Source organism: Micromonospora sp. CPCC 205739 (genome assembly GCF_036906795.1).
GTDB lineage: Bacteria > Actinomycetota > Actinomycetes > Mycobacteriales > Micromonosporaceae > Micromonospora.
The window spans coordinates 38090-58927 of sequence record NZ_JBAKHS010000010.1; the positions used below are offsets into that span (position 1 = coordinate 38090).

At 72.7% G+C, this 20838-nt stretch carries 20 protein-coding genes; 12 read left to right on the top strand and 8 right to left on the bottom strand.

The window, feature by feature from the left end:
- Positions 1 to 8 precede the first annotated feature (8 nt).
- The gene (locus V6U88_RS16740) at positions 9 to 365 is read right to left on the bottom strand and encodes a nuclear transport factor 2 family protein (protein WP_334454037.1); all 357 of its coding nucleotides are present in this window, start codon (positions 363 to 365) and stop codon (positions 9 to 11) included.
- A 117-nt stretch (positions 366 to 482) separates the two neighbouring features.
- Here V6U88_RS16740 and V6U88_RS16745 point away from each other — a divergent pair, with 117 nt between their 5' ends.
- From V6U88_RS16745 to rny, 7 genes are all read left to right on the top strand, one after another.
- Complete coding sequence (locus V6U88_RS16745) at positions 483 to 1625, top strand: acyl-CoA dehydrogenase family protein (protein ID WP_334454038.1); 1143 nt, start codon at positions 483 to 485, stop codon at positions 1623 to 1625.
- Positions 1626 to 1700: 75 nt separating this feature from the next.
- Positions 1701 to 3044 carry an MFS transporter gene (locus V6U88_RS16750; protein ID WP_334454040.1) on the top strand — a complete coding sequence of 448 codons (1344 nt, stop codon included), beginning with the start codon at positions 1701 to 1703 and terminating at the stop codon, positions 3042 to 3044.
- A gap of 4 nt (positions 3045 to 3048) precedes the next feature.
- Positions 3049 to 3249 carry a DUF3046 domain-containing protein gene (locus V6U88_RS16755; RefSeq protein ID WP_334454041.1) on the top strand — a complete coding sequence of 67 codons (201 nt, stop codon included), beginning with the start codon at positions 3049 to 3051 and terminating at the stop codon, positions 3247 to 3249.
- A 185-nt stretch (positions 3250 to 3434) separates the two neighbouring features.
- Entirely contained in the window at positions 3435 to 4481 is a 1047-nt protein-coding gene (gene recA / locus V6U88_RS16760) for a recombinase RecA (RefSeq protein ID WP_088978017.1), read from the top strand.
- Between the two features lie 14 nt (positions 4482 to 4495).
- Positions 4496 to 5191, top strand: coding sequence for a regulatory protein RecX (locus tag V6U88_RS16765; RefSeq protein ID WP_334454047.1), 696 nt, complete (start codon positions 4496 to 4498; stop codon positions 5189 to 5191).
- 187 nt (positions 5192 to 5378) lie between these two features.
- A complete protein-coding gene (locus V6U88_RS16770; protein WP_334454049.1) occupies positions 5379 to 6083 on the top strand; it encodes a 3-keto-5-aminohexanoate cleavage protein in 705 nt (234 codons plus the stop codon).
- 730 nt (positions 6084 to 6813) lie between these two features.
- Positions 6814 to 8580 (top strand): ribonuclease Y, encoded by a 1767-nt coding sequence (gene rny / locus V6U88_RS16775; RefSeq protein ID WP_334454051.1) that lies wholly within the window; start codon positions 6814 to 6816, stop codon positions 8578 to 8580.
- 60 nt (positions 8581 to 8640) lie between these two features.
- On the opposite strand, the gene V6U88_RS16780 is transcribed toward rny, so the two are convergent.
- The 4 genes from V6U88_RS16780 to V6U88_RS16795 form a co-directional block, all read right to left on the bottom strand.
- Complete coding sequence (locus V6U88_RS16780; protein ID WP_334454053.1) at positions 8641 to 9609, bottom strand: amino acid ABC transporter permease; 969 nt, start codon at positions 9607 to 9609, stop codon at positions 8641 to 8643.
- Complete coding sequence (locus tag V6U88_RS16785; protein ID WP_334454055.1) at positions 9606 to 10313, bottom strand: amino acid ABC transporter permease; 708 nt, start codon at positions 10311 to 10313, stop codon at positions 9606 to 9608. The genes V6U88_RS16780 and V6U88_RS16785 overlap by 4 nt, the downstream gene beginning before the upstream one ends.
- Positions 10314 to 10355: 42 nt before the next feature.
- Positions 10356 to 11231, bottom strand: coding sequence for a glutamate ABC transporter substrate-binding protein (locus V6U88_RS16790; protein ID WP_334454057.1), 876 nt, complete (start codon positions 11229 to 11231; stop codon positions 10356 to 10358).
- Between the two features lie 61 nt (positions 11232 to 11292).
- The gene (locus V6U88_RS16795; RefSeq protein ID WP_334454059.1) at positions 11293 to 12048 is read right to left on the bottom strand and encodes an amino acid ABC transporter ATP-binding protein; all 756 of its coding nucleotides are present in this window, start codon (positions 12046 to 12048) and stop codon (positions 11293 to 11295) included.
- A gap of 192 nt (positions 12049 to 12240) precedes the next feature.
- Here V6U88_RS16795 and selD point away from each other — a divergent pair, with 192 nt between their 5' ends.
- A complete protein-coding gene (gene selD, locus V6U88_RS16800) occupies positions 12241 to 13236 on the top strand; it encodes a selenide, water dikinase SelD (protein ID WP_442934642.1) in 996 nt (331 codons plus the stop codon).
- Between the two features lie 269 nt (positions 13237 to 13505).
- The gene (locus V6U88_RS16805) at positions 13506 to 13985 is read left to right on the top strand and encodes a hypothetical protein (protein ID WP_334454063.1); all 480 of its coding nucleotides are present in this window, start codon (positions 13506 to 13508) and stop codon (positions 13983 to 13985) included.
- Between the two features lie 23 nt (positions 13986 to 14008).
- Here the strand turns inward: V6U88_RS16805 and V6U88_RS16810 are convergent, their stop codons facing one another.
- The gene (locus V6U88_RS16810; RefSeq protein WP_334454065.1) at positions 14009 to 14236 is read right to left on the bottom strand and encodes a DUF2277 domain-containing protein; all 228 of its coding nucleotides are present in this window, start codon (positions 14234 to 14236) and stop codon (positions 14009 to 14011) included.
- 52 nt (positions 14237 to 14288) lie between these two features.
- Here V6U88_RS16810 and miaB point away from each other — a divergent pair, with 52 nt between their 5' ends.
- On the top strand, positions 14289 to 15788 hold the full coding sequence (miaB, locus tag V6U88_RS16815) for a tRNA (N6-isopentenyl adenosine(37)-C2)-methylthiotransferase MiaB (RefSeq protein ID WP_334454067.1): 1500 nt from the start codon (positions 14289 to 14291) through the stop codon (positions 15786 to 15788).
- Between the two features lie 58 nt (positions 15789 to 15846).
- On the opposite strand, the gene V6U88_RS16820 is transcribed toward miaB, so the two are convergent.
- Positions 15847 to 17454, bottom strand: coding sequence for a cellulase family glycosylhydrolase (locus tag V6U88_RS16820; RefSeq protein WP_334454069.1), 1608 nt, complete (start codon positions 17452 to 17454; stop codon positions 15847 to 15849).
- A gap of 311 nt (positions 17455 to 17765) precedes the next feature.
- Entirely contained in the window at positions 17766 to 18974 is a 1209-nt protein-coding gene (locus tag V6U88_RS16825) for a DUF349 domain-containing protein (protein WP_334454071.1), read from the bottom strand.
- Between the two features lie 151 nt (positions 18975 to 19125).
- On the opposite strand from V6U88_RS16825, the gene V6U88_RS16830 reads away from it, so the two are divergent.
- Both V6U88_RS16830 and miaA read left to right on the top strand, forming a co-directional pair.
- Positions 19126 to 19896 carry a class III extradiol dioxygenase subunit B-like domain-containing protein gene (locus V6U88_RS16830; protein ID WP_334454073.1) on the top strand — a complete coding sequence of 257 codons (771 nt, stop codon included), beginning with the start codon at positions 19126 to 19128 and terminating at the stop codon, positions 19894 to 19896.
- Positions 19881 to 20834 carry a tRNA (adenosine(37)-N6)-dimethylallyltransferase MiaA gene (gene miaA / locus V6U88_RS16835; protein WP_334454329.1) on the top strand — a complete coding sequence of 318 codons (954 nt, stop codon included), beginning with the start codon at positions 19881 to 19883 and terminating at the stop codon, positions 20832 to 20834. Before V6U88_RS16830 ends, miaA begins: the two co-directional genes overlap by 16 nt.
- Positions 20835 to 20838 lie beyond the last annotated feature (4 nt).

Sequence of the window (20838 nt, forward strand, 5' to 3'; positions counted from 1 at the left end):
GGCGGCCGTCAGCCCTCGGCGGTGATCTTGCCGTACACGTCCTTGGCGACGATCCGGCCGTCGCGGACCCGGTAGACGTCCAGGCCGCACAGCACCGTGCCGTCCTCGGCCGGCGCCCACGCCCACTCGCAGACCACCCGCTCGCCGGCCGCCCAGACCGGGCCGAGCGCCGGGCCCTCACCGGGCCCGAGCTGGTCGACGAAGGCCGCGGTCACGGCCTCCCGCCCCCGCAGCGTGGTCGCCGGACCGTCCCAGGCGTTCGGGCGGTACGTCACGTCGTCGGCGAGGCAGGCGGAGACCGCCGCCAGGTCGCCGCGTACCCAGGCCGCGTTGAACCGCTCCACCAACGCCCGCGCGTCCGTCATGTCCGGCACGGTAGCTTCCCGGCAGGGAAAGTGCCGCTCCGATAAACAACGATGCCGCCGGTGGTGAACGGGCCTCGCCTCTGGGCAGGGCGGGTGAGCGGTGCCACACTGGCCGCCATGGAGCAGCATCTCTACGAACCGGTCCACGAGGAATTCCGCGACCTGTGCCGGGAGTTCCTGGCCCGCGAGGCGGTGCCGCACCACGCCCGCTGGGAGGCCGACGGCATCGTCGACCGCGAGGTGTGGCGCAAGGCCGGCGCCGCCGGACTGCTCGGCATGGACGTCGACACCGACCACGGCGGCGGGGGGCAGCAGGACTTCCGGTTCAACGCGGTGCTGGACGAGGAGATCGTCGCGTCGGGCTGCTCCGGGCTCGGCTTCGGGCTGCACAACGACGTGGTGGCGCCGTACCTGACCGAACTGACCACCGACGAGCAGCGCAAGCGCTGGCTGCCCAGGTTCTGCTCCGGCGACCTGGTCACCGCGATCGCGATGAGCGAGCCGGGCGCGGGCAGCGACCTGGCGGGCATCCGCACCAGCGCGGTCCGCGACGGCGACGAGTGGGTGCTCAACGGGCAGAAGACGTTCATCACCAACGGCGAGATGGCCGACCTGGTGATCGTGGTGGTCCGCACCGCGCCGGACCAGGGCGCGCACGGGGTCAGCCTGGTGGCGGTGGAGACCGGCACGCCCGGTTTCACCCGGGGCCGGCGGCTGGAGAAGGTGGGCCTGAAGGCCAACGACACCGCGGAGCTGTTCTTCGACGACTGCCGGGTGCCGGCGGAACACCTGATCGGCACCGAGAACCACGGCTTCTACCACCTGATGGCGAACCTGCCCCGGGAGCGGCTGAGCATCGCCGTCGTGGCGGTGGCGGCGGCGGAGAAGCTGCTCGCGCTCACCCTCGACTACGCCCGCTCGCGCGAGGCGTTCGGCCGGCCGATCGGGCGGTTCCAGCACAACCGGTTCCTGCTGGCGGAACTGGACACCGAGATCACCATCGCGCGCACCTTCGTCAACCACTGCGTGGCCGAGTTCAACGCCGGCCGGCTCTCGGTCACCGACGCGGCGAAGGCCAAGTGGTGGACCACCGAGCTGCAGAACAAGGTCGCCGACCGCTGCGTGCAGCTGCACGGCGGCTACGGGTTCGTGCTGGAGCACCCGGTGGCGAAGGCCTGGCTGGACGGGCGGGTGCAGACCATCTACGGCGGCACCACCGAGATCATGAAGGAGATCATCGGGCGGGGGCTCGGCCTGTAGCGAAACCGGGTGCCCGGGGGCGAGGCCGGTTTGCAAGGATGGGGCGGCGTCTGACCCCTTACCGAGGAGGCCGGCATGGCCACCGACCTGACCGCACCGGCCCGTGGCCGGCCCGACGTCGCGCCGATCCAGCGGCGGACCCTGCGCCTGCTCTTCGGCACGCAGATCATCGGCGGGATCGGCGTCACCATCGGCATCTCCGTCGGGGCGCTGCTCGCCGCCCGGGTCGCCGGCACCGCCGTCGCCGGCCTGGCGCAGAGCGCCGCCGTGGTCGGCGGGGCGCTGCTCGCCGTCCCGGTCACCCGGATCATGAACGGGCACGGCCGGCGACCCGGACTGGCCTTCGCCTACCTGGCCGGCGCCGTCGGCGCCGTGCTGGTGGTGCTCGCCACGGTCACCCGCTCCGTACCGCTGCTCTTCCTCGGCATGCTGCTCTTCGGCGGCGGCACGGCGGCGAACCTGCAGGCCCGCTACGCCGCGGTGGACCTCGCCGAGCCGGCCCGCCGGGGCCGGCAGCTCTCGCTGATCGTCTGGGCCACCACCATCGGCGCGGTGACCGCGCCGAACTTCGCCGCGCTGGCCGACCGCACCACCAGCGGGTGGGGGCTGCCGCCGCTGGCCGGCCCGTTCGCGTTCAGCGCCGCCGCGTTCGTGCTCGCCGCCGTCGTACTCGTGGTGCTGCTCCGGCCCGACCCGCTGCTCACCGCGCGCCGGCTGGCGGCGGCCGACGCCCCGGTCGCGGCCGCCGTGGAGGACGTCACCCCGCCGGCCGACGCCGTCGCCGCGCCGGCCCGGACCGCCCGGCGTGGTGCGGGGATGCGCGCGGCCTGGCACGTGGTACGCGGCCGCCCGGCGGCCCGGCTCGGCATCGCGGCGGTCGCGGTCGGGCACGTGGTGATGGTCGCGGTGATGTCGATGACCCCGGTACGCCTCGGCGAGTCGCACGGCGACGCCGACGTGCTGCGGGTGGTCGGCATCGTGCTGAGCCTGCACATCGCCGGCATGTACGCGCTCAGCCCGGTGGTGGGCTGGCTCACCGACCGGCTGGGGCGGCGCGCGGTGGTCCTCGGCGGGGTCGGGCTGCTGCTGGCCGCGTGCGCGGTCGCCGGCACCGCCGGGCACGACACCCCCCGGCTCTCGGTCGGCCTGGCCCTGCTCGGGCTGGGCTGGTCCGGCACCATGGTGGCCGGCTCCACCCTGCTGTCGGAGTCGGTGCCGGCGGCGGTCCGGCCGAGCGTGCAGGGCTTCTCCGACCTGACGATGGGGCTGGCCGGCGCCGGTGCCGCCGCCCTGAGCGGGTTTGTCATGCGGGCCGCGGGTTATCCGGTGCTGACCCTGCTGGCGGCGATCGCGGTGGTGCCCCTGGTGGCGCTAGCGTTGCGTCCGGTGCCGGTGGGGGCACCGGACGAGGAGGACTGATCACGTGCGGCTGACCGACTTCTGGGCCCGGCTGGAGGAGGCCTTCGGGCCGGGCTACGCGGCCAGCATCGCCCGCGACCAGGTGTTGTCCCAGCTGGGCGGGCGGACCATCGAGCAGGCGCTCGCCTCGGGTGAGCAGACCCACGTGGTGTGGCGGGCCGTCGTCGCCGCCTACCCCGACCGGGTGCCCGCCCGGCTACGCTGAGCGGCGCTTTCGTCACTTCCGCGTGTCGCTTGCCGACTCGTACACCTGTTCGGCTATTGTCCACAGCGGGGTGCTCGTCCACAGCTCACGGCCCGTCGGCTGGTTTTCTGTCGGACCCAGCGCCTAGCGTGTCCCGCGTGACGCGAAGCTCAGGAAAGACGCCGGCGAAGGCAGGGGTGGCAAACATGGCCGCAGGGCCCGATCGGGAGAAGGCACTAGACCTTGCTCTCGCTCAGATCGACAAGCAGTTCGGCAAGGGTTCGGTGATGCGGCTGGGGGAGCGGCCGGTCATCCAGACCTCGGTGATCCCCACCGGCTCGATCGCGCTCGACGTGGCGCTCGGCGTGGGCGGTCTGCCCCGCGGCCGGGTCGTCGAGATCTACGGTCCCGAGTCCAGCGGTAAGACCACGGTCGCCCTGCACGCGGTGGCCAACGCCCAGCGGGCCGGCGGCATCGCCGCCTTCGTCGACGCCGAGCACGCGCTCGACCCGGAGTACGCGAAGGCCCTCGGCGTCGACACCGACGCCCTGCTGGTCTCCCAGCCGGACACCGGCGAGCAGGCGCTGGAGATCGCCGACATGCTGGTCCGCTCCGGCGCGATCGACATCATCGTGATCGACTCGGTGGCGGCCCTGGTGCCGCGCGCCGAGATCGAGGGTGAGATGGGCGACAGCCACGTGGGTCTGCAGGCCCGGCTGATGAGCCAGGCGCTGCGGAAGATCACCGGTGTGCTCAACAACACCGGCACCACGGCGATCTTCATCAACCAGCTCCGCGAGAAGATCGGCGTGATGTTCGGCAGCCCGGAGACCACCACCGGTGGTCGGGCGCTGAAGTTCTACGCCTCGGTCCGACTCGACGTGCGCCGCATCGAGAGCCTGAAGGACGGCACCGACGTGGTCGGTAACCGGACCCGGGTCAAGGTCGTGAAGAACAAGGTCGCCGCGCCGTTCAAGCAGGCCGAGTTCGACATCATGTACGGCAAGGGCATCTCCCGCGAGGGCTCGCTGATCGACGTCGGCGTGGAGCAGGCGATCATCCGCAAGTCCGGCGCCTGGTACACCTACGACGGTGACCAGCTCGGCCAGGGCAAGGAGAAGGCCCGCGAGTTCCTCAAGGAGAACCCGGACGTGGCCGCCGAGATCGAGAAGAAGATCCTGGAGAAGCTCGGCGTCGGGGTCGGCGCGGGCGACGCCGCCGGCGGCCCGGAGCTGCCGCCGGTCGACTTCTGATCGGCCGCTGACCGGTGGCAGGACGACGCGCCCGCACGGGGCGGGGCTGGGATGCCAGTCCGCCCCGGGCGGGTGACGGCACCGCGCCCCGGCCCCGGCGGGGTCGTCGTGGCCGGTTCGACGAGACCGATCCGGAGGCACCCCCGAGCCCACCGCGCGACGAGGCCGAGGTGGCCCGGGAGATCTGCCTGCGGCAGCTCGCGGTGCGTCCGCGTACCCGAGCCGAGCTGGCCGGGGCGCTGGCCAAGCGGGGCATCTCCGACGAGGTCTCGGCCGACGTGCTCGACCGGTACGACGAGGTCGGCATCATCGACGACGCCGCCTTCGCCCGGGCCTGGGTCTCCAGCCGGCACACCGGCCGGGGGCTGGCCCGCCGGGCGCTCGCCAACGAGCTGCGCCAGCGCGGCGTGGACGGCGACGTGGCCAGCGAGGCGCTCGGCGAGCTGGACGAGGAGACCGAGGCGGAGACCGCCCGCGCCCTGGTGGAGCGGAAGCTGCGCACCGCCCGGGGCGAACCGGACGCGGTGTTCCGCCGACTGGTCGGGATGCTCGCCCGCAAGGGCTACCCGCCGGGCGTGGCGATCCGCGCGGTGAAGGACGCCCTCGCCGCGCAGAGCGCCGAGGCCGCCGAGTTCGCCGAGCAGATCGACGCCGACGCACTGGCCGAGGCCGAGGGCGAACTCGACCGCGACACCCGCGCCACCGACTGAGCGACGCCCCGCAGCGGGACGCCCGCCACCGACTGAGCGACGCCCCGCAGCGGGACGCCCGCCACCGGCCGAGCGACGTCCCGCAGCAGGGCACCCCACAGCGCGGCTCCGCCGCGTGCCCCAGGGCCCCGCGAGACGGCCGGCGCGAATCGTGCGGGCGTCGCCGGGGGCGGGGGAGGATGATCCGGTGCTGAAGGCCTGTCTCAACGGCGGCCGGGGCCGCGACGAGCATCCCGCCGTGCCGGTCACCCCGGCCGAGCTGGCCGCCGACGCCGCCCGCTGCGCCGACCTCGGGGTGGCCGCCGTGCACGTCCATCCCCGGGACGCCGCGGGCGTCGAGTCGCTGGCGCCGGCCGCGATCTCCGACGCGCTGGCCGCGATCCGGGCCGCCCGGCCGGGGCTGCCCGTCGGGGTGAGCACCGGGGCGTGGATCGAGCCCGACCCGGCCGCTCGGGTTGCCGCCGTACGGGCCTGGACGGTGCTGCCCGACTTCGCCTCGGTCAACGCGCACGAGGCGGGGGCGGAGGCCGTCGCCGCCGCACTGCACGAGCGGGGCGTGCTGGTCGAGGCGGGCCTCTGGACCCCGCAGGCCGTACGGGCCCAGCAACGGTGGCGGGTGCCGGTCGGGCGGATCCTGATCGAGTGCACACCGGACGATCCGGCGCGGGCGCTGGCCGACGCCGAAACCATGCTCGCCGACCTGGCCCCGGGCGGCCCGCCGGTGTTGCTGCACGGCGAGGGTGCCGCCGCCTGGGTGGTGCTCGTCGAGGCGGTACGCCGGGGTCTGGACACCCGGATCGGCCTGGAGGACACCGTCAGCCTCCCGGACGGCGCTGCCGCGCCCGACAACGCGGCGCTGGTCGCCGCCGCCCGCGCCCTCGGCGCCTCCTGACCCGGCACGCCGGATTCGGTCCCGGCCCTCGCCTCGGCTCCGGCTCCGGCTTGCCCCGCCACCCCACGCACCGGGCGCCACCCGGGCATCGAGTGATGTACGTCGGGTCCGGCGAGGTGCCGGGGGAGCCCAGCGGCACCGTCCGCGCCGGGCGGGCACCGTGCCGCCGACGGGGCTGTGAGCAGGTCCGAAGGGCGACGCACGACCCTGTCACCCGGGTCGTTTGTCCGCTGCTGTCCGTCATGCCGTGGGCGGTCGGTGACGACTCAACTTCGCTCCGTTCGGGGGGTTTGATCATGAGTTCTTGACCGAACGGCCCCCGGCGACCTAGCCTCGCCCTACAGGCTCACATTGCCCGACCAGCGCAGGCTAAGCGCACAACATAGATCGCGTAACAGAACAGCATCACTTTGGCCAGCTCCACCGGCCTTTGACGGTCGCTCCGGACAGCCGGTCCGGAGCCGATCCGACAACTGCACCCGGCTGTCGACGATGCCCACCGGGCACCGCCGACGGAGAGCTGTACCCACGGCCAGCCGCTCGGTCGGGCGTCCAGGGCCGTGGAGGCTCGTGCCCGCCGGCACGGTCCTCCACGGTGTCGACGTTCAGGGGAGGCGGCCATGGCGGGGCGGCACAGGGACCACGGGTCCCCAGGGGGTGTCGGCGGTCGCGGGTCCGCCGGTGGCGTAGGACGGTCGGACCTCGTTCGCTGCGGCGAAGGGGCGCCGAGATGAGCGGCGTCGAGGTGGTGCTGCTCGTCGCGGTGCTGCTGCTCGCCGTGGTCGTCGTCGGCGCCGTGCTCTTCGGCGTACGGGCGATGCGGACCTTCCGCGCGGCGCCGGCCCCGGAGGACCCGGCGTTCATCGCCGAGAAGGACCGTCAGGAGCAGTCGCTGGCGGCGCTGCGCAGCGCGGCCGACGAGGCGAACAGCACCATCGACGTGGCGAAGTCCGCTGCGGCCGCCGCCCGGACCGAGGCGGCCGCCGCGAAGGCGGAGGCGAAGTCGGCCCGGGCCGAGGCCCGCCGGGTGCTCGACGACGCCCGCGCCGAGGCGGACACCATCCTGGAGCGGGCCCACCGGCAGGCCGAGGCCGACGCCGAGCAGTTGCGGACCGCCGCCCGGCGCAGCGGTGAGCGGGAGGTGGCCGTCCTGGCCGCCACCACCCGCGAGCAGGCCGCCGAGGTGGAGCGCCGGGCGGCCCGGATGGACGAGCGGGAGCGGCTGCACACCGAGGAAGTCGAGCGGCTGGCCGAGCGGGAACGGCAGCTCACCGCGGCCAGCGCCGAGCTGGCGAAGCGGGAGGCCGGGCTGGTGGAGCGGGAGACCGCGCTGGCCGCCGCCGAGGAGCAGCGCCGCCGCGAGCTGGAACGGGTCGCCGGGCTCACCGCCGACGCCGCGCGCGCCGAGCTGATCGACGCGATCGAGACCCAGGCCAAGCGGGAGGCGGCCCTGCTGGTCCGGGACATCGAGTCCGACGCCCGCAACACCGCCGAGCAGCGTGCCCGGACGATCGTGGTGGACGCCATCCAGCGGGTGGCCAGCGAGCAGACCGCGGAGAGCGTGGTCAGCGTGCTGCACCTGCCCGGGGACGAGATGAAGGGGCGGATCATCGGCCGGGAGGGGCGCAACATCCGCGCCTTCGAGTCGGTCACCGGGGTCAACCTGATCATCGACGACACCCCCGAGGCGGTGCTGCTCTCCTGCTTCGACCCGGTACGCCGGGAGGTCGGCCGGCTCACTCTGGAGAAGCTGGTCCTCGACGGCCGGATCCACCCGCACCGGATCGAGGAGGTGCACGACCTGGCCCGGCAGGAGGTGGAGGAGCTCTGCCACCGGGCGGCCGAGGACGCCCTGGTCGAGGTCGGCATCACCGAGATCCACCCGGAGCTGGTGACCCTGCTCGGCCGGTTGCGCTACCGGACGTCGTACGGGCAGAACGTGCTCAAGCACCTGGTGGAGACCGCGCACATCGCCGGGACGATGGCCGCCGAGCTGCGGTTGGACATCCCCACCATCAAGCGGTGCGCGTTCCTGCACGACATCGGCAAGGCGCTCACCCACGAGGTGGAGGGCAGCCACGCCATCATCGGCGCGGACCTGGCCCGCAAGTACGGCGAGAGCGAGGACGTGGTGCACGCCATCGAGGCGCACCACAACGAGGTGCCGCCGCAGACCATCGAGGCGGTGCTCACCCAGGCCTCCGACGCCTGCTCGGGCGGGCGCCCGGGCGCCCGGCGGGAGAGCCTGGAGGCGTACGTCAAGCGGCTGGAGCGGATCGAGGAGATCGCGGCCGGCAAGCTCGGCGTGGAGAAGGTCTTCGCCATGCAGGCGGGCCGGGAGATCCGGGTGATGGTCAAGCCGGAGGACGTCGACGACATCGGCGCGGCGGTCCTCGCCCGGGACGTGGCCAAGCAGATCGAGGAGGAGCTGACCTACCCGGGTCAGATCCGGGTGACCGTGGTCCGTGAGTCCCGGGTCACCGAGATCGCCCGCTGACGGTACGCAGACGGAAAGGGCCGGCCCACGCGGGCCGGCCCTTTCGTCGTACGTGTCGGGTCAGGCGCTGCCGGCGCCCTCGGCCTGCGACATGAGGGCCGCGGGCGGCGGGTTCTGGGCCGGAGTGCCGGCCGTCTTGCGGCCCTGCGAGAGCCGGCGCTGGAGGTACTGCGCGAGCTTCGACAGCGAGTAGTTGACCACGATGAAGAGCACGGCGATCACGACGTAGACCTGGATCGGGTTGCCCAGCACGCCGATGATCTGCTTGCCGATGTTGAGGGTCTCCTCGTAGCTGATGATGAAGCCCAGCGAGGTGTCCTTGAGGACCACCACGAGCTGGCTGATCAGCGCCGGCAGCATGATCCGGAAGGACTGCGGCAGCAGGATCATCCGGGTGGTCTGGAGCGGGGAGAGCCCGATGGCGGCGGCGGCCTCCCGCTGGCCGCCCGGCAGCCCCTCCATGCCGGAGCGGAGGATCTCGGCGATGACCACGGAGTTGTAGATGGTCAGGCCGATCACCAGGTACCAGAGGGTGTCCATGGCGATGCCGAACTCGGGGAAGCCGCGGGCCACGAAGAAGATGGTGATGACGACCGGCAGGCCGCGGAACACCTCGACGCAGACCCGGGTGACCGCCGAGAGCAGCAGGCTCACCCCGCGCAGCAGGTACGCCAGCGGCGTGGCCATGCCGGTGAAGCGTCGCTGGGTGAGGCTCTTGAGCTGGATCCGCAGCACGGCGAGCAGGGTGCCGACGACCAGCGAGGCGACGATGGCCAGCGCCGCGGCGGTCAGCGTGTTCTTGAAGCCGATCCCGATCCGCTCCCACACCAGGGCGAAGTTCTCGTTGGAGGGGTCGACCAGCGGTCCCCACAGCTCCATGGAGAACTGGCCCTTGTCGGCCAGCGGCTGGTAGATCAGGAAGTACGCCCCGACGAGCAGGACCACCGCGGCGACCACGCTGCTGATCAGCGTGATCCGCCGCTGGCGGGGACCGGGGACGTCGTAGAGGACGCTGGTCTGCTGACTCATCGGGCCACCGCCTGTCGCTTCTCGATCCGGTCCAGCAGGGCACCGAGCGGCACGGTCATGATCAGGTAGCCGATCGAGATGCCGATGGCGACGGGGATGAAGGCGTAGCCCTCGGCTCCGGTGAGCTGGTCGGCCGTGGCCGACAGGTCGCCGACGACCCCGAAGAAGCCGGCCAGCGCCGAGTTCTTGATCATCGCGATGATCACCGAACCGAGCGGAACGATCGAGGCCTTCCAGGACTGCGGCAGCACCACGTACCGCAGGTTCTGGCCGAAGGTCAGGCCCAGCGAGCGGGCGGCCTCGGCCTGGCCGGCGGGCACCGCGTTCACCCCGGAGCGCAGCGCCTCACAGACGAACGCCGCGGTGTAGAGCACCAGGGCGATCAGCGCGAAACGGAAGTACGGCAGGTCGGTGTCGAGCCGGCTGAAGACCGCGTCGAGACCGGGGATGCGCAGGAAGTCGGCGTTGGAGCCGAGCGCCGGCAGGCCGAAGGCGGCGAAGAACATCACCACGGTCAGCGGCATGTTCCGGAAGACGTTCACGTAGCCGGTGCCGACCGCGCGCAGCGGCGGCACCGGCGAGATCCGGAGTACCGCCACGACGGCGCCCAGGAGCAGGGCGCCGATCGCGGCGAGTACGCAGATCTGGAGGGTGAGCCAGAAACCACCCGCAAAGACGTCGAACTTGTCGATGAGCACGTTCACGGGTCGGTGTTCCTCCCCACCCTCTGCGATCGAAGGATCAGATCAGTAGCGGTTGACGGTCGGGGCGGTGCCCAGCTCCGCGCCGAACTTGCCGGCGGTGTCGTCCCAGGCCTTCTTCCAGCGACCGTCGGTCATCGCCTTCTCCAGCGTGTCGTTGATGAAGGTGCGGAACGCGGTGTCCTCCTTCTTCACCCCGATGCCGTACGGCTCCTTGGTGAAGTTGTCGCCGGCCAGCTTGAACGACGCCTCGTCCTTGGCGATGTAGCCGAGCAGGATCACGTTGTCCGTGGTGACGGCGTCGACCTGACCGCCCTTGAGGGCGTCGCGGCACTTGTCGTAGGTGTCGAAGAGCACCAGCTGGGTGGCGACGTCCTTGACGTACTGCTTGATCGTCTCGGCCGGGGTCGAGCCGGTGACCGAGCAGACCTTCTTGGTGCCGTCCTTGAAGGAGTCCGGCCCGGTGATCGCGGTGTCGTCCTTCTTGACCAGGATGTTCTGGCCGGCCTCGTAGTACGGCCCGGCGAAGGCGATCCGCTCCTTGCGCTTGTCGTTGATCGTGTACGTCGCGGCGACCAGGTCGACGCTGCCATCGACGATCTTGTCCTCACGGACCTTCGAGGGGGTCTCCACCCACTCGATCTTGTCCTCGGAGATGCCGAGCTCCTTGGCGAGGATCTTCGCGACCTCGACGTCGAAGCCCTCCGGCTTGCCCGACAGGCCCTTCTGACCGAAGCCCGGCTGGTCGAACTTGGTGCCGATCTTGATCTTCTGGGCCTTGTTGAGCTTCTCCATGGTGGTGCCGGCGGCGAAGGACTTGCTGCCGGCGCCGGTGCCCTCCTCGGCGTCGCCGCCGCAGGCGGCCAGGCCGAACGCCAGGGTTGCGGCCGCCGCGAGCGCCGCTACGCGCTTGATACGCATACTCATCTCCTTCTTGGGGGGTTGAGCCCGCCGGGGGACGGCGCGCTCCACGTACGGACGCCTAGTGCGTGAGGATCTTGGAGAGGAAGTCCTTGGCCCGCTCGCTGCGCGGGTTGGCGAAGAACTCGGCCGGCGGGGCGTCCTCGACGAGCTGCCCGTCGGCCATGAAGATGACCCGGTTCGCCGCGTGCCGGGCGAAGCCCATCTCGTGGGTGACCACGACCATGGTCATGCCCTCGCGGGCCAGCGACGTCATCACGTCCAGCACCTCGCCGACCATCTCCGGGTCGAGCGCGCTGGTGGGCTCGTCGAAGAGCATCGCCTTCGGCTGCATGGCCAGCGCGCGGGCGATCGCGGCCCGCTGCTGCTGGCCGCCGGAGAGCTGGGCCGGGTACTTGTCGGCCTGGTTGGCGATGCCCACCCGGTCGAGCAGGGCCAGGCCGCGCTCGCGGGCGGCGGCCGGCTTCTCCTTGCGGACCTTCACCGGCCCGAGCGTGACGTTCTCGAGGATCGTCTTGTGCGCGAAGAGGTTGAACGACTGGAAGACCATGCCGACCTCGCTGCGCAGCTTCGCCAGCGCCTTGCCTTCGGCGGGCAGCGGCTGCCCGTCGAAGGTGATGGTGCCGGAGTTGATCGGCTCCAGCCGGTTGATCGTTCGGCAGAGCGTCGACTTGCCGGAGCCGGACGGGCCGATCACCACGACCACCTCGCCCCTGCCGACGGAGAGCGACACGTCGTCCAACACGTGCAGCGGGCCGAAGTACTTGTTGACCCCGTCCAGCACGATGAGCGGTTCGCCCGTCGTCACGTCGTACACCGTCCCTGTCGTCTGTCCCGGAAGCGGGGTCGGTCGACCCCCGGTTGGGCAACTGTAGGCGGGGTGATGTGGCAGAACGCAACCTGGTGGGTCACGGAGCGGTAACACCGGTCCCGGCCGTGCCGAGGAGTCCGAATTTCGTCACCCGCGGGCGGGGCCCGAGTGGCGGCGGCGGACCGGTACCGAGATCATGTGGGGATGACCGACCGGGTCCGGCTGACCGATTACGCCCGCGGGGGCGGCTGCGCCTGCAAGATCCCGCCGGGCGAACTGGAGGCGATGGTGGCCGGGCTCGGGCCCGCCACCGGCAGCGCCGACCTGCTGGTCGGGCTGGACCACGGCGACGACGCGGCCGTGGTCCGGCTGGACGAGCGGACCGGGCTGGTCAGCACCGCCGACTTCTTCACCCCGGTCGTCGACGACCCCTACGACTGGGGCCGGATCGCCGCCGCCAACGCGCTGTCCGACGTGTACGCGATGGGCGGCACCCCGCTGGTCGCGCTGAACCTGCTCTGCTGGCCGCGCGACGTGCTCCCGCTGGAACTGGCCCGCGAGGTGCTGCGCGGCGGGCAGGACGTGGCCCGGGAGGCCGGCTGCCACCTGGCCGGCGGGCACAGCGTCGACGACGACGGCCCCAAGTACGGCCTCGCCGTCACCGGGGTGGTCCGCCCCGAGGAGCTGATCACCCTCGACGCCGGCCGGGCCGGCCTGCCGCTGTCGCTGACCAAGCCGCTCGGCGTCGGGGTGCTGAACACCCGGCACAAGCGGACGGGGGAGCGGTTCGCCGAGGCGGTCGCCGCGATGGCCACGCTCAACCGCGACGCCGCCCGTGCGGCGGTCGCGGCCGGCGTCCGCTGCGGCACCGACGTCACCGGCTTCGGCCTGCTCGGGCACGCCGCGAAGTTGGCCCGGGCCAGCCGGCTCACGGTCGCGATCGACACCGCCCGGGTGCCGTACCTGCCAGGCGCGCGGGAGGCCGTCCGCGACGGGTACGTCAGCGGCGGGACGCGCCGCAACCTGGAGTGGGTGACCCCGTGGACCGACTTCGGGCCGACCGGCGAGGCGGACCGGCTGCTGCTCGCCGACGCGCAGACCTCCGGCGGTCTGCTGGTCGCCGGTGAGGTCCCCGGCGGCACCGTGATCGGTGAGCTGCTGCCCGCCGGCGAGCACCGACTCGTGCTCCGCTGACCCGGAGCCCGCCCGCCCCGCCCGGCCCGCCGGCCCCGCCCGGGGAGTGCGGAATCCGACGCGGACCCACCGGGCCCGGTCTCCCGGATCGGGCACCATACCCGATAAACTGTCATCTTCCCGCTACTCGGTGCAACGCTGCCCGAGGAAATTTTGCCCGGAATGGTCACAGACCGGTAACTTGCCCCCGGCTGAGGTCATATGCCCCCCACCATCGTCAGTAAGGCCCGATCCGGAGGCCGGTGGGACGAACGCAGCGAGGAGGCGGCATGACCGAGCTGTGGAACTGGAGAATCGACGGGGCGGCACCGGTGGAGGTGTACCCCGCGCTGGCCGAGGCGCTCGGTCGGGTGGTGATGCCCCTGGCCGTCGCCGACCCGGTCCGGCTGCCCACGTACGCGGTGGTCTGCGACGTGTGGGAGGCGCCGGGGGAGTTCGGCACGGTGGTGGACTGCTACGGGGTGCCCGAGAGCCTGAACGAGCGCAGCAGCGTCGCCGCGCTGGCCCGGCTGCTCGGCCGAAACTGCCTGCTGACCGACGACACCCTCGACGCCGGCCGGCACCTGCTGGTCGCGCCGGACGGCACGATCCGCCCGGTGCACTTCGACGTGACCGAGACCGACGACGGCGAGGTGCTCAGCAACCAGCGGCTCTGCACGCTGGCCAACCCCGGCTGCCGGGGCTGGTCGCGGTGCCACCGGTCGCGCTGGGCGCCCGACTCGGTCAACCCGGCGCTGGCCGCGGCCTGACCCGGCCGCGGCCCCCGCCCCGCTCAGCCGGCCTGCGCCGGGCGGGAGCCGCGCACCTGCAACTGGTCGAGCAGGGTCGCCGTGGCGGCGGCCACCGCGCGCACCGCGGCGTCGAACGCCTCGGCGTTGTGCGCGGCCGGTGCCCGGAAACCCGAGATCTTGCGGACGTACTGCAACGCCGCCGCCTCGATGTCGGCCGGCGTCACCTCCGGCACGTACGGCTCACGCAGGGTCTTGATGCTGCGGCACATGGCTCCTCCTCGTTCGGGTCCACCCGGTCGGCCCGGCTACGCTGTGGACGTCATGACTACCGCAGCCGCCAGCAGCCCGCGTACCTACCAGGTGCGCACGTACGGCTGCCAGATGAACGTGCACGACTCCGAGCGCATCTCCGGCCTGCTGGAGCAGGCGGGGTACGTGCGTGCCGCCGAGGTCGACGACAACCCGGACGTGGTGGTCTTCAACACCTGCGCCGTCCGGGAGAACGCCGACAACCGGCTCTACGGCAACCTGGGTCATCTGCGCCCCGTGAAGGACAAGCACCCCGGTATGCAGATCGCCGTGGGCGGCTGCCTGGCCCAGAAGGACCGCGGCGACATCGTCCGCAAGGCCCCCTGGGTCGACGTGGTCTTCGGCACGCACAACATCGGCTCGCTGCCGGTGCTGCTGGAGCGGGCCCGGCACAACGCCGCCGCCGAGGTGGAGATCCTCGAATCCCTCGACGTCTTCCCCTCCACGCTGCCCACCCGGCGCGAGTCGACGTACGCCGGCTGGGTGTCGATCTCGGTGGGCTGCAACAACACCTGCACGTTCTGCATCGTGCCCTCCCTGCGCGGCAAGGAGAAGGACCGCCGCCCCGGCGACATCCTCTCCGAGGTGCGCGCCCTGGTCGACGAGGGCGTGCTGGAGGTGACCCTGCTCGGGCAGAACGTCAACTCCTACGGCGTTGAGTTCGGCGACCGGTACGCCTTCGGCAAGCTGCTACGCGCCTGCGGTGACATCGACGGCCTGGAGCGGGTCCGGTTCACCAGCCCGCACCCGAAGGACTTCACCGACGACGTGATCGCCGCGATGGCCGAGACCTCGAACGTCTGCCACTCGCTGCACATGCCGTTGCAGTCCGGCTCCGACGACGTGCTGCGCGCGATGCGCCGCTCGTACCGGTCGGAGAAGTACCTGGGGATCATCGAGAAGGTCCGGGCGGCGATGCCGGACGCGGCGATCACCACCGACATCATCGTCGGCTTCCCCGGCGAGACCGAGGCCGACTTCCAGCGCACCCTCGACGTGGTCCGCGAGGCCCGGTTCTCCTCGGCGTTCACCTTCCAGTACTCCAAGCGCCCCGGCACGCCGGCGGCCACCATGGACGGCCAGCTGCCCAAGCAGGTCGTGCAGGAGCGCTACGAGCGGCTGATCGCATGCGTCGAGGAGATCACCTGGGCGGAGAACAAGCGCCTGGTGGGGCAGCCCGTCGAGGTGCTGGTCGCCGTCGGCGAGGGCCGCAAGGACGAGCGCACCGGCCGGATGTCCGGCCGGGCCCGCGACGGCCGGCTGGTCCACTTCGACGCGGGTTCCCTCGTCGGGCAGATCCGCCCCGGCGACATCGTGCACACCACCGTGACCTACGCCGCCCCGCACCACCTCAACGCCGACGGGGAGCCGCTGTCGCACCGGCGTACCCGGGCCGGTGACGCCGCCGAGGCGGGCCGTTCCCCGCGTACCCCTGGGGTGCTGCTCGGGCTGCCCACGATCGGTGCGCCGGCCGCGGCGCCCGCGCCGACGACCGGCTGCGCCGCGCACTGACGCCACCGCCGACGGCCGGGACCTCCACGCGGAGGCCCCGGCCGTCGCCGTGCCGGCCTCAGCAGGCGGTGCCGTTGAGCTTCACCGCGCCCGGCGCGGACGCCGCGCCGTTGGCGGTGAAGCCGATCGTCACCGACGCCCCGGCCGCCAGGGAGCGGGACCAGTCGGGGGCGGCGGCGGTGACCGTCGTGCCGGACTGGGTGACCGTGGCGTTCCAGCCGCTGGCCAGGCTCACCCCAGACGGCCAGGCCCAGGTGACCGACCACGGGTTGACCGCCGCGGTGCCGGTGTTCTTCACGGTCAGCTCACCCTGGAAGCCGCCCTGCCAGGCGTTGACCTGCTTGTAGCTGGCGGTGCAGCCGCCGGTCGGGGTCGGGGTGGTCGGCGTCGGGCCCGGGGTGGTCGGCGTCGGCGACGGTCCGCCACCGCCGCCCACCGGCGGGATCAGGTACGGCTGGAGGATGGCCTGCTTGGTGGTGTTGATGCTGGTCCAGTCGTCCAGCGCGATGCCGCCGGTGTCACCGGAGTTCGGGTTCCACGACCAGTAGGTGAAGGACATCCCGTTGACCCCGGTGCCGGTGTAGGCCATCAAGTTCTCCAGCCAGACCTTGTCCTTCGGGTCCGCGAGGGTGCTGCCGAACTCACCCATCATGATCGGCGCGATGTTCTGCTTGTGCAGGTAACCCCAGTACTTGTCCCAGATCGCCGGCATGTTCGCCGGGTAGTCGGGGGCGTCGAACCAGGCCTGGCGGTAGACCGACGTGGCGTACTCGTGCGGCGAGTAGACCAGCCGGTTCGCCACGTTCAGCCGGACCGGGAAGTCCTTGGCCTTCGTGAGGTTGCCGCCCCACCAGCCGCAGTCCTCGTCGTTGCTGGTGTCGCCGTCCCAGACGTTCGACAGGCCGCCGCTGGGGCAGCTCACCCCCTCCACGAAGATCAGCCAGTTCGGCTGCACCCCGAGGATGGCGTTGCCGGCCCGCTCGGCCGCCAGCCGCCAGTCCCGGGCGGTGTCGCCGCAGCCCCAGCAGGCGCCGGTGGCGGCCGGGTTGGTGCCCTCGGCGTGCGGCTCGTTGTGCAGGTCCGCGCCGATCACCGTCGGGTTGCCCGCGTACCGCTGGGCGAGCATCTTCCAGTCGTTGATCCAGGTCGCCTCGGAGACGGTCGAGGTGTACCAGAGCGGCGACTGCCCGGCCGCGGTCGGCCGGTGCCGGTCCAGGATGACCCGCATCCCCTTGCCGCCGGCGTAGTCGATCACCTTGTCGAGGATCTGCAACGGGGAGAGCCCGACCAGGTCCGGGTTGACGTAGTCGTTGATGCCGCTGGCCGTCGCGCCCGGCTTCAGCGCGTCGTTCGAGTAGGGGATGCGCAGCGTGTTGTAGCCGAGGCTGGCCATCTTGTCGAGCTGGCCGCGCCACGGGTTGTTCGACCAGAGCCCGTGGAACGTCTTGTTGTCCGTCTCCATGCCGAACCAGTTGATGCCGGTGATCCGGACGGTGGCGCCGGTGCTGTCCACGATCTTGTTGCCGCTGGTGCGCAGGTAGCCGGTGCCGGTGCCGCCGACTGCGGCGGCGGCCGGGGTGGTGCTGACGGCGGCGGCGACGAGGACGCCGGCCGCAGCGGTGGCGAGCGCGGTGAACGCGCCGCCGAGGGCGGTGGGTCGGTGCATGCGAGCTCCACTTCAGATGCCCCGCCGCGCCGTGCTCAGGCGGCGCGGAGGGCGAAGGGCCAGGTGGGTGGCCGCGCTCTTCCCCCGGGTACGCGGACAGTGCGCGGCGGTCGGCGTCACGCGGACGCCTCCAACTCGCGACCGGCACCGGCGACTCCCGACGGTGGTCTCCACCGCCGATGCCCTCGCGCCGGGCCTGACCTGACTCTGCCGCCCATTCTGATCAGCGCACCTCGATGCGTCAACCGCCTGCGGATGCGCGGGAGCCCCGGTCCCGTCGAGGGACCGGGGCTCCCGGGAACGCTACGGCGTCAGCCGGCCTGCTCGGCGAGCTGGAGGAACTGCCGCTTCGAGGCGAGCGCCTGCTCGGCCTCCTTGACCCGGCGGGCGTCCCCGGCGGCCTGCGCCCGGGCCAGCCGCTCCTCGGCCTCGGCCACCTGCGCCCGCATCTGGGCGAGCAGCGGGTTGTCCTCCTTGGTGGTCCGTCGCCAGGCCGAGTCCATGACCTCGCGGACCTTGTCGTCCACCGCCCGCAGGCGCCGCTCCAGCCCGGCGGCGGCCTCGCGCGGCACCCGGCCGGCCTCGTGCCACTGCGCCTGGATCTCCCGCAGCTTGGCCTGCGCGCCCTTCGGGTCGGCGTCCACGTCCAGCGCCTCGGCCTCGGCGATCAGCGCCTGCTTGCGCTCCAGGTTGGCCCGCTGCTCGTTGTCGCGGGCCGAGAAGACCTCGCTACGCCGGCTGAAGAAGGCGTCCTGGGCGGCCCGGAACCGTTCCCAGAGCTTCTGCTCGGCCTCCTTGGAGGCGCGCGGCGCGGCCTTCCACTGGTTCATCAGCTCCTTGAGCTGGTTGGCGGTGGCCGCCCACTCGGTGGAGTCCTTCAGCTTCTCCGCCTCGGCGACCAGCTCCTCCTTGACCGTCTGCGCCTGCTTGCGCTGCTGGTCCAGGGAGGCGAAGTGGGCGCCCCGGCGGCGGGTGAACCCGTCCCGCGCGGCGGCGAACCGCTTCCACAGCTCACCGTCGGCCTTCTTGTCGACCCCGCGGATGGTCTTCCACTCGTCGAGGATCTCCTTGAGCCGGTCACCGGCGGTCTTCCAGCCGGTCGACTCGGCGGCCAGCTTCTCCGCCTCCTCGACCAGGGCCGTCTTGCGGGCGAGCGCCTCGCCGCGGGCGGCGTCCCGGGCGGCCTTCGCCTCGCCGGCCTTCTCCTCGGCGACGGCGGCGAGCTTGTCCAGCCGCGCGGCGAGGGCGTCGATGTCGCCGACGACGTGCGCCTCGGCCAGCGAGGCCCGGATCCGGCGGATCGTGGTCAGGGAGTGGCCGGCGTCCGCCGCGCCCGAGTTGAGCCGGGCCTCGGTCAGGTCCACCTCGGTCACCAGGTCGGCGAAGCGTCGGGCGAAGTGGGCCAGCCCCTCCTCGGGGGCTCCCGCCTGCCAGGATCCGACCACCCGCTCGCCCTCGGCGGTCTTGACGTACACGGTGCCGTCCGCGTCCACCCGTCCGAAGGCAGTCCAGTCGCTCATGTGCCCATCCTCGTTCTCCCGGCGTCGACGGGACGGACCCGCGAACGCCGCCACGGCGCAGCCAAGTTACTCCCGGCATTGTCACAGGTCCGCCCCCGTGAGTGTGAAGCGCCTGTCGTCGACCGTGACCATACGGTGTCCTAGCGCTGCAATGACCGGATCGGCGCGGGGACGCACCGGCGCGTCCGGCTACCGTGAACCCGTGTCTCTGGTCGCCGCCGCCGTCTGCCCCCACCCGCCCCTGATCGTGCCCGAGCTGGCCGGCGCCGCCGCCGCCGAGCTGGACGACCTCCGGGCGGCCTGCGACGCCGCCGTGGGCCGGCTGCTCGCCGCCGAGCCGGAGCAGATCCTGCTGGTCGGTGGCGGACCGGAGACGGCCCGCTTCGGTGCCGCCGACTACGGCTCCCTGCGCGCCTACGGCGTCGACCGCCACGTCCGGCTCTGGAAGACCAACTGCGCCGGCGGCGAGCGGCTGCCGCTGAGCCTGACCGTCGGCGCGTGGCTGCTCGGCAGGACGGGCACCGAGCTGCCCCGGTTCGCCGAGGCGGTCGCCACCGACGCCGCCGCCGACGAGTGCGCCGACCTCGGGTCGCGGCTCGCCCGCCGGGCCGAGCAGCGGACCGCGCTGCTGGTCATGGGGGACGGGTCGGCCTGCCGGGGGGAGAAGTCGCCCGGCTACCACGACCCGCGCGCCGAACCGTACGACGAGGGGATCGCCCGGGCGCTGGCCGGCGCGGACGCCGAGGCCCTGCTCGGCCTGGACCCCGCTCTGTCGGCGGAGCTGAAGGTCGCCGGGCGCGCGCCCTGGCAGGTGCTCGCCGGTGCGGCCCGGGCCGCGGGCGGCGCGTGGCGCGGCGAGCTGCACCACGACGCGGCCCCCTACGGCGTGGCCTACCTCGTCGCCACCTGGGAGCGGACGTGACCGCCTCGGCCGACGGCGGGCGGCCGCCGGTCGGGACGGTGGTCGCCGTCGTCGGGCCGACCGCGGCCGGCAAGTCGGCGCTGAGCATCGCCCTGGCGCACGCGCTCGACGGCGAGGTGGTCAACGCCGACTCGATGCAGCTCTACCGGGGTCTGGACATCGGCACCGCCAAGCTGACTCCGGCCGAGCGGGAGGGCGTGCCGCACCACCTGCTGGACATCTGGGACGTCACCGAGCCGGCCAGCGTCGCGGAGTACCAGCGGCTGGCCCGCGCGGCGGTCGACGACATCCTGGCCCGGGGCCGGGTGCCGCTGCTGGTCGGCGGCTCCGGGCTGTACGTGCGGGCGGTGCTGGAACAGTTCGAGTTCCCCGGCACCGACCCGGCTGTGCGGCAGCGGCTGGAGGACGAGCTGGCGGCGGTGGGGCCGGCCCCGCTGCACGCCCGGCTGGCGGAGGCCGACCCGGCCGCCGCGGCCGGCATCCTGCCCGGCAACGGCCGGCGGATCGTGCGGGCGCTGGAAGTGATCGAGCTGACCGGGGCGCCGTTCACCGCCTCGCTGCCGGAGCCGACGCCGTACTACCCGTCGGTGCAGCTCGGCGTCGACCTGGACACCGCGCTGCTGGACGAGCGGATCGCGCTGCGGGTGGACCGGATGTGGGCCGACGGGTTGGTGGCCGAGACCCGCGAGCTGGTCGGCCACGGCCTGGCCGGGGGGCGCACGGCCAGCCGCGCGCTCGGCTACCAGCAGGTGCTGCGCTTCCTCGCCGGGGAGCTGACCGAGACCGAGGCGCACGACGAGACGATCCGGGCCACCCGGCGCTTCGTCCGCCGGCAGCGCTCCTGGTTCCGCCGCGACCCGCGGATCCACTGGCTCGACTCGGCCTCCCCGGCGTTTGTCGACACTGCGCTGCGGATGGCCGCCGAGCATCGGGGATGATGGG

Bases quoted from the DNA above. Each gene is read 5' to 3' on its own strand.
- V6U88_RS16740 (WP_334454037.1), bottom strand. From the start codon at position 365: ATGACGGACGCGCGGGCGTTGGTGGAGCGGTTCAACGCGGCCTGGGTA.
- V6U88_RS16745 (WP_334454038.1), top strand. From the start codon at position 483: ATGGAGCAGCATCTCTACGAACCGGTCCACGAGGAATTCCGCGACCTG.
- V6U88_RS16750 (WP_334454040.1), top strand. From the start codon at position 1,701: ATGGCCACCGACCTGACCGCACCGGCCCGTGGCCGGCCCGACGTCGCG.
- recA (WP_088978017.1), top strand. From the start codon at position 3,435: ATGGCCGCAGGGCCCGATCGGGAGAAGGCACTAGACCTTGCTCTCGCT.
- rny (WP_334454051.1), top strand. From the start codon at position 6,814: ATGAGCGGCGTCGAGGTGGTGCTGCTCGTCGCGGTGCTGCTGCTCGCC.
- V6U88_RS16780 (WP_334454053.1), bottom strand. From the start codon at position 9,609: ATGAGTCAGCAGACCAGCGTCCTCTACGACGTCCCCGGTCCCCGCCAG.
- V6U88_RS16790 (WP_334454057.1), bottom strand. From the start codon at position 11,231: ATGCGTATCAAGCGCGTAGCGGCGCTCGCGGCGGCCGCAACCCTGGCG.
- V6U88_RS16805 (WP_334454063.1), top strand. From the start codon at position 13,506: ATGACCGAGCTGTGGAACTGGAGAATCGACGGGGCGGCACCGGTGGAG.
- V6U88_RS16810 (WP_334454065.1), bottom strand. From the start codon at position 14,236: ATGTGCCGCAGCATCAAGACCCTGCGTGAGCCGTACGTGCCGGAGGTG.
- miaB (WP_334454067.1), top strand. From the start codon at position 14,289: ATGACTACCGCAGCCGCCAGCAGCCCGCGTACCTACCAGGTGCGCACG.
- V6U88_RS16820 (WP_334454069.1), bottom strand. From the start codon at position 17,454: ATGCACCGACCCACCGCCCTCGGCGGCGCGTTCACCGCGCTCGCCACC.
- V6U88_RS16825 (WP_334454071.1), bottom strand. From the start codon at position 18,974: ATGAGCGACTGGACTGCCTTCGGACGGGTGGACGCGGACGGCACCGTG.
- V6U88_RS16830 (WP_334454073.1), top strand. From the start codon at position 19,126: ATGACCGGATCGGCGCGGGGACGCACCGGCGCGTCCGGCTACCGTGAA.